Raw genomic sequence first — 13379 nt, forward strand, 5'->3', positions numbered from 1 at the left:
CCTAGAGAAAGCCTTCATTTTTCTTATAGTTTAATAAGCATTCTTAAAGCACAAAAAAATCCGCACTCCAGTTTGGAGTACGGATTTTTTGTTCCTCTAATTACCCTTGTGACGTCGGGCGTACAAGCACTTCATTAATTGAAACACTATCCGGCTGTCCGACAGCGTAATAAATAGCATCAGCAATGGCCTCTGGATCAAGAGGATCAAGACCGTTTGGCCCACGGTTGTTTAATTTCTCTTTCACATCTTCATCTGTAATTGTGTTCGTCAATTCTGTAGCTACAGCTCCTGGAGAAATGATCGTTGCACGAACGTTTGTTGAAGCAGACATTTCTTTACGAAGCCCCTCTGTTATTGCTCGAACTGCAAACTTCGTACCACAATAGACAGCTCCTGCTGGCATAATTTCATGCCCTGCAACGGAAGATACATTAATAATGTGACCGGATTTCCTTTCCTCCATATGAGGAAGGACGCCTGCGATACCGTATAGAACACCTTTAATGTTCACATCTACCATCTTATCCCATTCGTCTATTTTAAGTTTATTTAAGAAGGAAAGAGGCATTAGTCCAGCATTATTTACAAGGACATCAATTTGACCATAATGTTCAATTGTTTTATCTGCAAGCTCCTGCATTTGCTCCCGTGATGTCACATCTGTTTTTTGAATAATTGCTTCGCCGCCGTTATTTGTAATTTCCTTTTTCAATTCTTCAAGGCGATCCTCACGACGGGCAGCAAGAACAACTTTTGCTCCGTCTCCTGCAAGTTTCTTTGCAGTAGCCTCGCCAATTCCGCTACTTGCTCCTGTAATAATAACAACTTTGCCATTAACTTGACTCATGATTTACCACCTTTCATTTTATCTTCACAACCTCTTTTCCCAGGATGTTTTCATGTTAATCATCCTAATGTTCTACATCATCAAAAAAAGCACCCTCATCAGGTGCTTCTACTTACTTATTTTTCTCAATCCATTGTTTAAATTTAGCTTCTGATTGTGTACCAACAATCCGATCTACTTCTTTCCCATCTTTGAAACGAACAAGGGTCGGTGTCGATTCAATTCCATAATCCCCCCAGCCGTTCTCGAATTCAAGCAGGTTAAATTTCTTAAGATCAATTCCCATGTCTTCTGCAAGCGGTACAAGGATCGGAGATGTATTCTTACAGTGGATACATGTCGGCCTATAGAAGTATACAAAGGCATCTTCGCCGTCGGATAAAGCCTGATCAAGCTCATCAGGAAGAATCTGATTTTGATATAGCGGGTCATCAAGCTGATCCACTGTGGCAGGATCAAGAGAGTCCTTACCATAAGGATTACCTTCTGCTTTTTCGCTATTGCTTAAATTTGTGATGAAAGCAAGTGCTCCGAACAACACTACAATAATACCCAGAAAGATAATAGCTTTCTTCATACGTCGCTTTCCTCCTTTTTAAGTTGTCTATAAAGGACTACCATAAGAGTCGTAATAATTGTAAAAGCAAGTAAAGCTAGAAAAGGAATCGTCATAAATCCAAACAGATTAATATATTCTCCAGTACATGGCACTCTTCCACACGCAGGGGCCGATTCTGCTAAAAAGGATGCTTTCTGTAGTAAATAATGATATAGCGAAACAGAGGCTCCAATCACCGATAACGGTAGTACATATAACCACTGCCTTACATCTTTTTTAACCATCGCAATCCCAAGAATGATAACAAGAGGATACATTAGAATTCGTTGGTACCAGCATAACTCGCATGGTTCATATCGAAGCACTTCGGAAAAATACAAGCTTCCAGCAAGGGCAAGGACAGAAGTTGCCCAGGCACCAAATAATAAATACTCAATTTTTTTCTCATTTTGCATGGGAGAACCTCTCTTCTTTCACATAAAAAATAATATTCTCATTATACACAACAAGCGCGTTGATGAAAAAACGAATCTTGACAATCTATCAACTCTTTTAAAGCCGACCCTACCATGAGCCGGCTCTGCCTTACTTAATAATTTGTAGTTCTTTCGGATACTTCGTCAGCGTTTCATAGCCATCTTCCGTTACGAACACATCATCTTCGATTCGAACTCCCCCAACCTCTGGAAGGTAAATACCCGGTTCGATTGTATAGGTCATCCCTTCCTGAAGCTGGTTATCGTTCTTCTCACTCATCGACGGATACTCATGCACTTCGATTCCAATGCCATGCCCGATCCGATGGGGAAAGAACTCGCCATAACCTGCATCAGATATGACATTTCGTGCAGCGAGATCGATATCGCCAAGACGTGTACCTGGCCTTGATATGTCTAGAGATGCGGTTTGTGCTTTTAGCACCGTTTCATAAATTTCTTTTTGTTTTTCATTAATGTCTCCAAACGCCACTGTTCTTGTGATATCTGAACAATATCCGTTTAGAACAACTCCCAAATCAAACAAAACGAGATCGCCTTTTTTTAGTTTGCGTTGGCCTGGATTTCCATGTGGTGCACCGGAATTCTCACCAAAAAGTACCATGGTTGAAAACGACATTTCCCTGATGCCCTTTTTCTTCAATTCAAATTCGATCGTAGCAAGTACTTCCATTTCAGTAATGCCATCACGAAGAACACTTACTCCTGTTTCAACACCAAAGTCAGCAAGTGCTGCCGCTTCACGCAGAACCTCGACTTCGCTGTCATCTTTAATCAGGCGTAGCTCATTAAGGGCAGTTTCTGCTGCATGGAATTCAAGTTTCCCAAACCGCTCTTTCAAGTGCTCCACCCGCTCATATGAAAGCGTAGCTTTTTCAATCGCTGCTCGCTCAGGACTTTGTACTCCACGTGCTTTCAATGCTTCTTCAATAAAATCAAACGGTTGTTCTGAATCGCTGTAACCTATAATGCCATACGTCCATCCTGCATCGCGTGCCTGAGAAACTTCCATTCCCGGACATACAAGGAATGGTTCCTGATTTGGAACAACAAAAAGCCCAAGTAGCCTTTCGTGAGGCTCACAATGAAAATTAGAGAGATAAAAAACATTTGATGGTGAATGGATATACGCAAAATCCTGATTATTTTCTATAAGCCACTCTGTAAAATTCGATAAACGTTTGTTCATGCTGCCACGTCCTTTGCAAAAATGTAATTGATGATCTACTCATTAAATTAGTGAATCGATTTGATTCTTTCCTTTTCTAGCTTATCATACGTAAGAGCAGTTACTACATACAAGAGCAAAGAATTTCAAGAAGGAAAGCTTCCTAAAAACCCCAGCTAATCTTACGCAAGCAAAGCTTAGCCCTCTCTTAAAAAAACCACACCAATCTGCTCTTAAAAAGCAATAAGATTTTAAAATAAGTAATGAGACGGTAAATTGCAAACAAAAATAGCTGCCGTCGCGGCAGCTACTAAATCAAACAATTGGAGAAGGGGGAACTTCTTTGGATTTGTTTGAGTATATTCATTTGAACGTGTCGGGGAACACCATTCATGTTATTTCTCTTCTATGTTGATAATGATAATCTTTATCATTTAAGATGTCAATACGTTTTTTTGAAAGTTAGTTGAGGCGTTCTTTTGAATGGATCGGCCTTTCTCTCACGCAAGTATCCACTTCTGACCGCTTCTGCTCGTAGAATTAATGCGAACGCCGCGAATGATCCGAACAAGATAATGAAAAACATCGAGATTTGAAGGATTTCAACCATTATTACACCTCTAATTCAAGTTTTTTTCATTATATCACGCCTTGTTGATAATGAGAAGCATTATCAATGAAAATTTTTATTTAAATAATGCCACTTCTGTACAGCGGAATAATAACTAGTGTTACAGCAACGTATTCACCTTACAAGGGATTTGTCGTTTTTCAAGTGATGCAAAAGGCGTTCGTCTTCGCCAGACTGTCGAAAAAATAACTTCTGAAATTAAAGCGGAAGGCATTGATCAAATTGTATATGGATGGCTTCTAAATCATCCAGCAAACATCATGCCGATTGTTGGTTCAGGAAAACCAGAGCGAAACGATAGCGCTACCGACGCTCTCTCTTATAGGTTAACTCGTGATAAGTGGTTTGAAATCTAACAAGTTAGATCGGTTATGACATTCCATAACACAAAACAGTTTGAATAAGTTAAACAAACGTTTATTTAACGGCGTTCGTTCGGTCAAAAACCAGCACTTCAAATGAAGTCCTGGTTTTTACGCTATTTCCTTTCAAGCCATTCAGAGATAGCGAATGTTTCTACTACCTATCATAGCTAATAAGTGATAACCCTAGTAGTAAAAGTGGAAATTCAAATCCACCGATTAAACCCATCTGAAGTTTTGCCAGCGAAATCGCTCCTACCATTTGTTAAATTAAATAAAAAGGCTGATGGTACTACAAAAATGCCCACTAGCAAAGATGCTCCTCCAACAGCCTCGATAATAGCTGTTGCATACGCAAGCCAAGCAGGCTGGTCGATTTTCTCGGAACATCGCAATTTGTATTCCCGATTCACCCAAGCGGCTAACATGATGATACCAAGAATGATTCTTCCAACCAGTAAACCCCCTTCCATCTTTTTGTTACGATTAGGACATCTCTTACTTGTTTTCTATCTAACGGCTTCAAAACGAAAATGGATCACTTTAGACATGTTTCGAAACACTTCTTAAAAGCCTTGCCTGGACTAGCTTCTCCCGTACAGTGATACCAAGCCAGCTTGCAAGGAATGCTTTTATTAATCCAACTACGATGAATGGATAAACCCCAAAGGTCATGGCATCCGCCCAGGATAATTCTGCTACGAATTTTAACTGCACGGTCCCAAGCATAAGGATGATGATCATCGCCACTGTGTTGGCAATTATCGCGTTTCGGAGCGTAAATGATGTCTTCTCAAGAATTAGACCTGTGATATATGCCCCTGCAATAAAAGCAATAATATATCCTCCAGTTGGGCCAAACAACACGCCAAGACCGCCTTTTGCCTCTGCAAAAACAGGTAATCCAATGGCTCCAAGCGATGCATAACAAATCATCGCAATTGCACCGTACCGACTGCCAAGAATCGTAGCTGTTAACCCTACAGCTAATGTCTGACCGCTAATTGGTACAAGGGGTAACGGAATTTCAATCTGAGCAAGGATAGCTGTAGTCGCAGCAAAAATGCCACATAAAATTGTCATACGAAGCTTGTTCGTTTCCCTCATATTCCACCCTCCACTTTTTGTTAACTTGTATATTTATTAAGTTAACATTAATTTATAGATGAAGGAAGAAAATTTTATTAACTTTTATGGCATACTTTCATCGATCATTTCAAACCCTGGAATCATTTGCGAGAGCGGGACGATAACCGCTTCACTTTTGTATACCGGAAGATAGTCGCTTAAAACGGCGGCCATTTTTTCCCCGGCAATTCCCACATGACCGATCGCAATGTGTGCTTTGTCATCTTTAAGTCGATCCGCTAGTTCTCTTGCCTGCTTACTTATATGCTGAACCGTATAGATATCATCAAAGAATAATTCGTTTTCAAGGTAAGGAACTCCTATTTCCTCTGCAAGTCCGGGAATGACACTTTTTCCTGTTGTTTTGCTATCAAGGTAATATAGACCTCGTTCACGGCAGATCTCAAGGACAATTCTCATTACGCGTTCGTCAGCAGTCGCTTTTGATCCCATATGATGATTCATTCCTACAGCGTGAGGGACTGCATCAATGGCAGCATTTATTCGTTTACTGATTTCATGATCTGAAAGATCTGTTGTAATGGCTCCAGGGCCAAGCCAACTTCTTTTTCCTTTCAGCGGCTCCATTGGTACGTGTATAATCACTTCATGCCCGAATTGATGTGCTAACTCGGCGTCTCGCTCGGTTGTTTCAAGGAATGGCATAATGGCAACGGTTAATGTCACAGGAAGACGAAGCATTTCTTCCGTACCACCCATATTATTTCCTAAATCATCAATGACGTTCGCAAGCTCCCTTGCCTCTTCCAGACCTTCTAACTCCCCGTGGTTTGGAAGTAAGACAATAATTACTAATAAAAAAATAAACCATCTCATTCCTTCACCTCCTCTTTCTTTAACTTTCTCCTATCGTTTGGTTTTCATGAATCTACAGGTAAATCAGTTGATTTCTTAAAGAGGCTGCATGAGAATATAAAGGAAGGAAGGTTTTCTATGAATAAAAAGAAATAAATATCTCGAATAGGTACGGAGGGTATAGACCAAAGAAATCACATGAATCAGATGCCATTCGAAAACCTTGATATCTATAGTAAAAATTGTTTATGAATGCCATCTCTCAACCCCATTTAAGACAAATGTTTTCAGATACTACTTCAAGGGCATAGTACAGAAGACCATATTAGAAAATTAGAAAAGCATACTAAGGAGAGACAACCATGGAGAAAAAATTTATCCGCGAATCACGTGTTGTAAAAACCAGTCACGTTTTTCCTGAAGCAACGAATAATCATAACACCCTTTTCGGAGGACAACTCATGCGAGACATCGATGACATTGCTTCGATTGCAGCGATGCGCCATTGTCGAAGTGAAGTTGTAACAGCATCCACAGATTCAGTAGATTTCTTATATCCTATTACACCTGAGGACTCCGTCTGTCTTGAAGCTTACGTTACTTTTACCGGAAAGTCTTCGATGGAAGTGTTCGTTAAAGTCATTGCTGAGCATCTTTTATCAGGTGAACGAAAAATTAGTGCAACGGCCTTCCTTACTTTTGTTTCGCTGGACGAAAACAAAAAACCACTCACCGTTGCAAAAGTTGAACCCGAATCAGAAGAAGAAAAGAACCTTCACGAAACCGCACCTGCCCGAGCAGAAAAACGCAAAGAACATCGCCAGGCCAGTAAAGAACTAGCAGGACTCCTAACCACCCAAAAACCCTGGGAATAACAAAAGCGCAAGTGCCCCATTTAGCCTCGACAAGCGCTGGCGCCCTTTGAAAAGAACACGCTCTTTGTGTTCATTACAAAGGGTGAAGCGATCGAGAGGCTGGGCACTTGAGCTAGATGTTACAAAAGCGCAAGTGCCCCGGGAATCACAACCGCAAGGTGCTTTATCACATTAAAAGCGACGGCCGATTTCGGCCGTCGCTTTTTGCTGGTTTGTGAACGATTAAATCCAGTTGTAACCGATTGAAATGATGACTAGTAGTAGAACAATACAAGCAACCCACAAAATTTTTGTGGATTCGGAGCGTTTTCTTCTTCCTACGATCATTTCCATAACCCCAATTAATACAATGGCTAGAATACCTTTAAGAATATAAAGTAGTGGAAAACCGAGCATACTCAGCATACCTACACCTGTGATAATCATAATGAGGTAAAATAACCGCTGGATCATCAGCGAAATTTTCTGCTTGGGCGCAAAATAGCTGATTACTAATAAAAGAACAAGGATTGCCCATGACCCTGCATGAGACTGAAGTAAAATATTGTACATTGGTGTTCCCCTTCCCATTCAAAATGGATATGACGAATGTCATATCCTAATAGTAGAATTGTAAAGAGGCTGGCACAAGCCCTAATGTGAAATCGTAACAAAAAAAACCAAATTAATACGAACATGGCAAATATTTTGCTGTGATTATGAGCATTACCCATTAAATAAGTAAACGATGAGCAGCTCTTATGGGCAGCTCATCGTTTACTTAAAATCTATTTCATTTCCTTGTAATGCTTACTAATCAATTCAAATAGCTGTTCTCCTTCTTCCACACCTGTAAAAGAAGTAATTGCACTTGAAAGGCCCTCACTTTTGATCTTCTTCTGAATTTGAACAGCATCCTCATCTTCCTCAGGATCAAATCGCAGTGCTGCTGCAATGCCCTTTGCAAGATAATTCGGTTCTTTGTTTAATTCAGCAAGCTGACGTGCTGGACCGACAAGGCGATCGTCTGGACCGATTTTACGGATTGGAGCTCGTCCTACACGAGTAACCTCATCAACGAGATGTGGATTCTCAAAACGTCCAAGAATCTTTGCAATATAAGCTTCATGCGTGGTTTGATCAAAACCGTGTTTATGCTGAAGCAATTCGCCCGACTCTTCAAGAGCTTTTTTTACATCAGCGTAAATCTCTTTGTTTTCAAGCGTTTCTTTAATCGTGTTATACCCTGCTTGATAACCTAGATACGCTGTCATCGCATGTCCCGTATTAACTGTAAAAAGTTTTCTCTCTATATAAGGTGCAAGATCATCAACGTATGTTAATCCGGCTATATTTGGAACCTGACCGGCCATCATTGTTTGATCAACTACCCATTCATAGAAAGGCTCTACTGCTACCATTAATGGATCTTCATGCTTCTGGTTAGGTACAATTCGATCTACTGCAGCATCTGGGAAACCTGCATATTGATCAAGCATTTTACGTTCCTCAGCATTCAATTTTTCTTCAACAGCATTTTTCAGCAAGGTGCTTCCACCAATCATATTTTCGCAAGCAATCACATTAATTGGCACTTTTCCTTCCTTCATTCGTTTCGAAATACCTTCTTTTATGACTGAAGAAATAAGCTTTAACACGGTTGGTCCAACTGCTGTTGTAATTAGATCAGCTTGATAAATAGCGTCTACTACCGCATCCGGATTCTGCTTGCTGTTTATTCCTTTAACACCTTCAACAATAATCTGTTCACTTTCCTGACCGAGAATCTCGACGTTATAACGATTACGTTGATTAAGCTCATTAATGACTGTCTCATTGATATCAACGAAACACACTTCATATCCTGATTGAGAAAGTAGCTTCCCAATGAAGCCTCTCCCTATATTTCCAGCACCAAAGTGAACAGCAAGCATGATTAATTCACCTCGTTAAACATTGAGATTAACGTTTCTTTTGAATCAGCCTGGATGAGCTGGTCAACATTTTCTTCCTCTGAACAAACAATCGCAATTTGTGATAGGATTTCCAGGTGCTCATTATCTTTTCCGGCAATTCCGATGATGATTTTCGCGATATTTCCATCACCAAAATCTACCCCTTCACGAAGTTGGATAATGGAAAGCCCTGAATGCTTAACAGCTTTTTTAGCACCTTCTGTGCCATGAGGGATTGCAACGGAATTCCCCATATACGTTGTCGTGATTTTTTCGCGTTCTAGCATTTGATCGAGATAGCTTTCTTCCACATATCCATTTTCTACCAGAACTTGTCCAGCCATACGAATGGCCTCTTCTTTCGTTGCTGCCTTTTCATTTAGTAACACATTCTCAGTTGACAGAATTTCTTTAGCCATTGTTATCCTTCTCCTTTAAATCCTAATTGTTTTTCAATGTAATTTTTGATTTTGTTTGCAAGATACACTTCGATCGTCCCCTGGTCACTTTCTGAAAAAAGGGCTATGCTTTCTTTGGATTCAATGATCAGTGAGCTAATGAAGCTCATGATCTCGATGGTTTCGCTTGATGACTCTTCAGGTGCAAGCTGTAGAAGAATGGTATCCATTTCAATAAAAGAACCATCCATCGCCCTCCTATTTACAGGTTCCATTAATCGAGCGATTGTAAACACCGGTTGAACAATCTCAGGTGCTCGTGTGTGAAAAAGAGCAAGCGATGTATCTGGTAGACCTATTCCACTTATTTCTTCTCGCTTTAGAAGTGCCCTCGTAATACTAGACGGATCGGTAATGGTGTCAGCCTTTTCTAATCTAATACACTCCTGTTCCAGAAGAGCTGGTACATTGGTATATTCTGATTGACTAACTCGAAAATGCTGCATTATAGAGGTTGCTATCTTGCTGTATAATTCCGCTTTACGAAACCAACTGTTTGCCTCATTTTTCGTATGGAATGAAAAGTTTACTTCTTTCTGGCTTAGGTCCGAACGCTTCTTTTTCGTAATCGACTTTTTTTGAAGTTCGGAACGAATCCGTCCTGCTTCCTCTTCTGTTAAAAAAGGATTTACTCTTATATACAGCCCTTCATAATCTGGTAAAGGAATCGTTGATACGATTAAGTCAAAATTCCCCTGGTCCTCATCCTTAAGCTCAAACAACGATGCACTCTTGATCGTACTGACTTCAGGGAGTTCCTGTTGAAGCCGTGTCGCAAGCATTTTAGATGTTCCTATTCCGCTTGAACATACTGCAAGAATATTTACTTCTCGCTTTTCGAACCGCGCATCAAGTGCTGATCCAAAATGTAATACTAGAAATCCAACTTCTTCTTCAGGAATGGTGACACCCGGGAATATCTCTTGAATCGCTTCATTTAAAAGCTGAAAGAGATCTGAATAGTCCTCTTTGATTTTATCGAGCAGTGGATTATGAATGTTCATATTCTGCCTGACTCTGTGAGTAGCCGGACCGAGATGTGTCACAAGTCCCTGTAGAAGGGATTCATTCGCTTCTAAATCTGAATCGAGACGAGTGTTCACATAACGAATTAACTCTTTTGTCTTGATTACAATCGGATAATTCGTTTCTTCAAGGTAATAATCACTCGTATTTCGTAACTTGGACCCTCGCAAATGCATCGTAATATAGCCGATTTCTGCTTCTGGAATTGGCACGTTGAAAAACGTTTCTAGTTTAGAGCCGATCAGTCTAGCAAAACTAAATTCCTTTGTGTTCTTTAACGTGCTTAAGTATTCTAGATCCATCTCAATTTTCTCACCCTTTTGAATGCGTTCCACAGCAAGTGCGAGATGTACGATTAAACCAATATAAGCACTGTCTGCAATCATATAAGGTAATTCATCGTTCACTTCATCAACTATTTTTTCTACCTTAAGCAGTTTATCTCTGTCTACAAGGCCAAGTAAGCGCTCGGAAGCAGACTCTAGAACCGCACCCTGAGATTTCTTTTGAATCGATTTCTTTAATAACGTAAAAAAATCCGAATCATTAAACTCAGAAGCAAGCAAGGAACTCATGGCGTGCCTTTTAAGGGCTTCAGTCCCTTCAACCTGTACGCCATATCCCCGCCTTCTTATTAATGAAAGCTGCATTTTCAAAAGCCAACCTTCAACTTTGTTCAAATCATTACTAACCGTTGCAACCGTTACTCTTAGGTCATTCGCAAGACTAACTAACTTAATAGGATCAGCTGATTCCAAGAGCTTGCATAGAATCAGCGTCTCCCGCTCCTGTTGTGTGTACTCAGTAATATCGAGGTCAAATATATACCTTATTAAGTCACTGCGCTTCGATTTCTCACCATCAACCTGAACGCCAACACCGGCTTTCTTAATTAATTTCAATTCATACTCAGCAAGTATATCCTCTACACCCGCTAAATCGCGATGAACAGTTCGTTCGCTTACTTCAAGTTCCTCAGCAATTTCTTTCACTGTAAAGAAATCGTTACTATTTAGAAGCAACTGGAGAATCCTTCGTTCCCTTGCTGAAATAAACACATGGTTCACCTCGAATTCCGGCTTTACCTATTTTTTAACGTTTCAACAAGCTCTTCGTATTTCGGACTATTCATAAAGTTCGCAACCGAGATATGCTCAGCATCAGGACGTTTTGCTTTCGCTCGATCAGTTAAATCTTGATGCGTCACAATTAAATCAGCATCATCAGGAAGGTTACTAATTGACGTGTTTGTCACTTCAATATCCTGTAAGCCTGCTTTCTTAAACTTATTACGAAGTACAGATGCTCCCATCGCGCTCGATCCCATACCTGCATCACATGCAAAGACAACCTTATTAATTTCTTTGTTACTAACCGGTTCCGGTGTAGTTTCTTCTTCTTTCACTGGAGCTTGTCCGGGCGATGATAATTCCGTAACAAGTTCATCGTATTTCGGACTGTTCATAAAGTTTTCAACCGAAATATGATGCACTTTAGGAAGTTTATCTTTGGCTCGATCCGTTAGATCCTGATGCGTGATAACAAGATCTGCATCATTCGGCAGGTTGCTAATTGACGTATTTGTTACTTCGATTTCTGTTAACCCTGCTTTTTTAAATTTATTACGAAGTACAGATGCCCCCATTGCACTTGATCCCATACCTGCATCACATGCAAAGACGACTTTCTGAATCTCTCCGTAAGAAGTTGTTTGTTCTTCTTTAGTATCTTCAATATTCGTTTTTAAGTTTGATGAAACGCTACTTTTCTTCCCTTTCATTGCTTCCATTTTCTCAGTTGCTTCTGAAATGTCTTCGCCAGTATCTTTTGATCTTTTCAAGATAAACGATGCAACAAGGAATGAAACTATTGTAGCAACAAGCACGCCTGCGATCACACCGAGATAACCTCCACGCGGTGTCATAATCATTAGCGCAAAAATACTACCTGGAGAAGGTGGTGCGATAAGTCCTGCATTAAAAATTGTTAAAGTGAATACTCCGCTCATTCCTCCAAGAATAACAGCAAGAAGTAAAGCTGGTTTCATCAAGATATATGGGAAATAGATTTCATGAATACCACCAAAGAAATGGATGATTGCTGCACCAGGTGCCGTCTGTTTTGCTGTACCTTTTCCAACAAACCAAAATGCAAGTAGAATCCCAAGACCTGGTCCTGGATTAGATTCTAATAAGAAAAGAATTGATTTACCAGTATTTGCAGCCTGTTCAATACCGAGCGGACTCAAAATACCGTGATTAATCGCGTTATTTAAAAATAGCACTTTAGCTGGTTCAATGAGAATACTTGCCAGAGGCAGTAAACCAGCATCGACAATAAGTTGTACTCCTGCTGCTAGTGCTTTATTTAGACCAAGCACCACTGGTCCAATGGCTACTGACGCTAGTATTGTCAAAATACCGCCGATAATCCCTGCTGAAAAATTATTAACAAGCATTTCAAAACCGGATTTGATCTTACCATGGATGGCCTCGTCAAATTTCTTAATCGCATAACCACCAAGTGGTCCCATTAACATAGCGCCTAGGAACATCGGAATATCTGCTCCGACAATGACACCCATTGTAGCTGTAGCACCAACTACTCCGCCTCGTCCGCCATAAACAATTTTACCCCCAGTGTAACCAATTAGGAGTGGAAGTAGATAGGTAATCATTGGACCTACTAACTCAGCTAGATTCTCATTTGGCCACCATCCAGTAGGTATAAATAGTGCCGTAATGAGACCCCAAGCAATAAACGCACCAATATTCGGCATAATCATACTGCTTAAATGACTACCGAACCGCTGAACCTTTACCTTAAATCCAGCTTTCTCTGTCGAGTTTTGTTCACTCATTATATATCCTCCCTTTCTCCGTACCGCTTAAAGCGTTTTCATTTCGTCAGGGGACTTGTTGACATTATCTTATAGTATTTTCGCTTAAATGAAGCCCTTATTCCCGGTACGCAAAGTCTCTCTTTGTCACTTACAATCATAAGTGCATTAAGGCCTGTTTACAACGAAATCCAAACCCAAATTCGGCACAGCACTTGTTGACACGATTAAACAAC

The 13379-nt window shown here is 40.3% G+C and carries 13 protein-coding genes; 2 read left to right on the top strand and 11 right to left on the bottom strand.

Annotated elements, in window-relative coordinates; genetic code table 11:
• Window positions 1-100 precede the first annotated feature (100 nt).
• The 4 genes from ABFG93_RS10430 to ABFG93_RS10445 all read right to left on the bottom strand — a co-directional run bounded on the left by ABFG93_RS10430 (window position 101) and on the right by ABFG93_RS10445 (window position 3095).
• Entirely contained in the window at window positions 101-850 is a 750-nt protein-coding gene (locus tag ABFG93_RS10430; RefSeq protein ID WP_347552679.1) for an SDR family oxidoreductase, read from the bottom strand.
• 112 nt (window positions 851-962) lie between these two features.
• Complete coding sequence (locus ABFG93_RS10435) at window positions 963-1427, bottom strand: thioredoxin family protein (RefSeq protein ID WP_347552680.1); 465 nt, start codon at window positions 1425-1427, stop codon at window positions 963-965.
• Window positions 1424-1864: a disulfide oxidoreductase gene (locus ABFG93_RS10440; protein WP_347552681.1), complete on the bottom strand. Its 441-nt coding sequence runs from the start codon at window positions 1862-1864 to the stop codon at window positions 1424-1426. Before ABFG93_RS10440 ends, ABFG93_RS10435 begins: the two co-directional genes overlap by 4 nt.
• A gap of 130 nt (window positions 1865-1994) precedes the next feature.
• The gene (locus ABFG93_RS10445) at window positions 1995-3095 is read right to left on the bottom strand and encodes a M24 family metallopeptidase (RefSeq protein ID WP_347552682.1); all 1101 of its coding nucleotides are present in this window, start codon (window positions 3093-3095) and stop codon (window positions 1995-1997) included.
• A gap of 738 nt (window positions 3096-3833) precedes the next feature.
• Between ABFG93_RS10445 and ABFG93_RS10450 the strand changes: the two genes are divergently transcribed.
• Window positions 3834-4061 carry an aldo/keto reductase gene (locus ABFG93_RS10450; RefSeq protein ID WP_347552810.1) on the top strand — a complete coding sequence of 76 codons (228 nt, stop codon included), beginning with the start codon at window positions 3834-3836 and terminating at the stop codon, window positions 4059-4061.
• Window positions 4062-4610: 549 nt separating this feature from the next.
• On the opposite strand, the gene ABFG93_RS10455 is transcribed toward ABFG93_RS10450, so the two are convergent.
• Window positions 4611-5174, bottom strand: coding sequence for a biotin transporter BioY (locus tag ABFG93_RS10455; RefSeq protein WP_347552683.1), 564 nt, complete (start codon window positions 5172-5174; stop codon window positions 4611-4613).
• Window positions 5175-5258: 84 nt separating this feature from the next.
• Window positions 5259-6032 carry a divergent polysaccharide deacetylase family protein gene (locus tag ABFG93_RS10460; protein ID WP_347552684.1) on the bottom strand — a complete coding sequence of 258 codons (774 nt, stop codon included), beginning with the start codon at window positions 6030-6032 and terminating at the stop codon, window positions 5259-5261.
• Window positions 6033-6373: 341 nt separating this feature from the next.
• Between ABFG93_RS10460 and ABFG93_RS10465 the strand changes: the two genes are divergently transcribed.
• Window positions 6374-6886: an acyl-CoA thioesterase gene (locus ABFG93_RS10465; RefSeq protein WP_347552685.1), complete on the top strand. Its 513-nt coding sequence runs from the start codon at window positions 6374-6376 to the stop codon at window positions 6884-6886.
• 222 nt (window positions 6887-7108) lie between these two features.
• Here ABFG93_RS10465 and ABFG93_RS10470 read toward each other — a convergent pair whose 3' ends face one another.
• The 5 genes from ABFG93_RS10470 to ABFG93_RS10490 all read right to left on the bottom strand — a co-directional run bounded on the left by ABFG93_RS10470 (window position 7109) and on the right by ABFG93_RS10490 (window position 13164).
• Complete coding sequence (locus ABFG93_RS10470; RefSeq protein ID WP_347552686.1) at window positions 7109-7438, bottom strand: DUF1516 family protein; 330 nt, start codon at window positions 7436-7438, stop codon at window positions 7109-7111.
• Window positions 7439-7653: 215 nt separating this feature from the next.
• Window positions 7654-8799, bottom strand: a complete 1146-nt coding sequence (locus ABFG93_RS10475) for a mannitol-1-phosphate 5-dehydrogenase (RefSeq protein WP_347552687.1) — start codon at window positions 8797-8799, stop codon at window positions 7654-7656.
• 2 nt (window positions 8800-8801) lie between these two features.
• Window positions 8802-9239 carry a PTS sugar transporter subunit IIA gene (locus ABFG93_RS10480; RefSeq protein ID WP_347552688.1) on the bottom strand — a complete coding sequence of 146 codons (438 nt, stop codon included), beginning with the start codon at window positions 9237-9239 and terminating at the stop codon, window positions 8802-8804.
• A gap of 2 nt (window positions 9240-9241) precedes the next feature.
• Window positions 9242-11362, bottom strand: a complete 2121-nt coding sequence (locus tag ABFG93_RS10485) for a BglG family transcription antiterminator (protein WP_347552689.1) — start codon at window positions 11360-11362, stop codon at window positions 9242-9244.
• 23 nt (window positions 11363-11385) lie between these two features.
• Window positions 11386-13164, bottom strand: coding sequence for a PTS mannitol-specific transporter subunit IIBC (locus tag ABFG93_RS10490; protein ID WP_347552690.1), 1779 nt, complete (start codon window positions 13162-13164; stop codon window positions 11386-11388).
• Window positions 13165-13379 lie beyond the last annotated feature (215 nt).

The organism is Pseudalkalibacillus hwajinpoensis (genome assembly GCF_039851965.1).
Lineage (GTDB): Bacteria > Bacillota > Bacilli > Bacillales > Guptibacillaceae > Guptibacillus > Guptibacillus hwajinpoensis_E.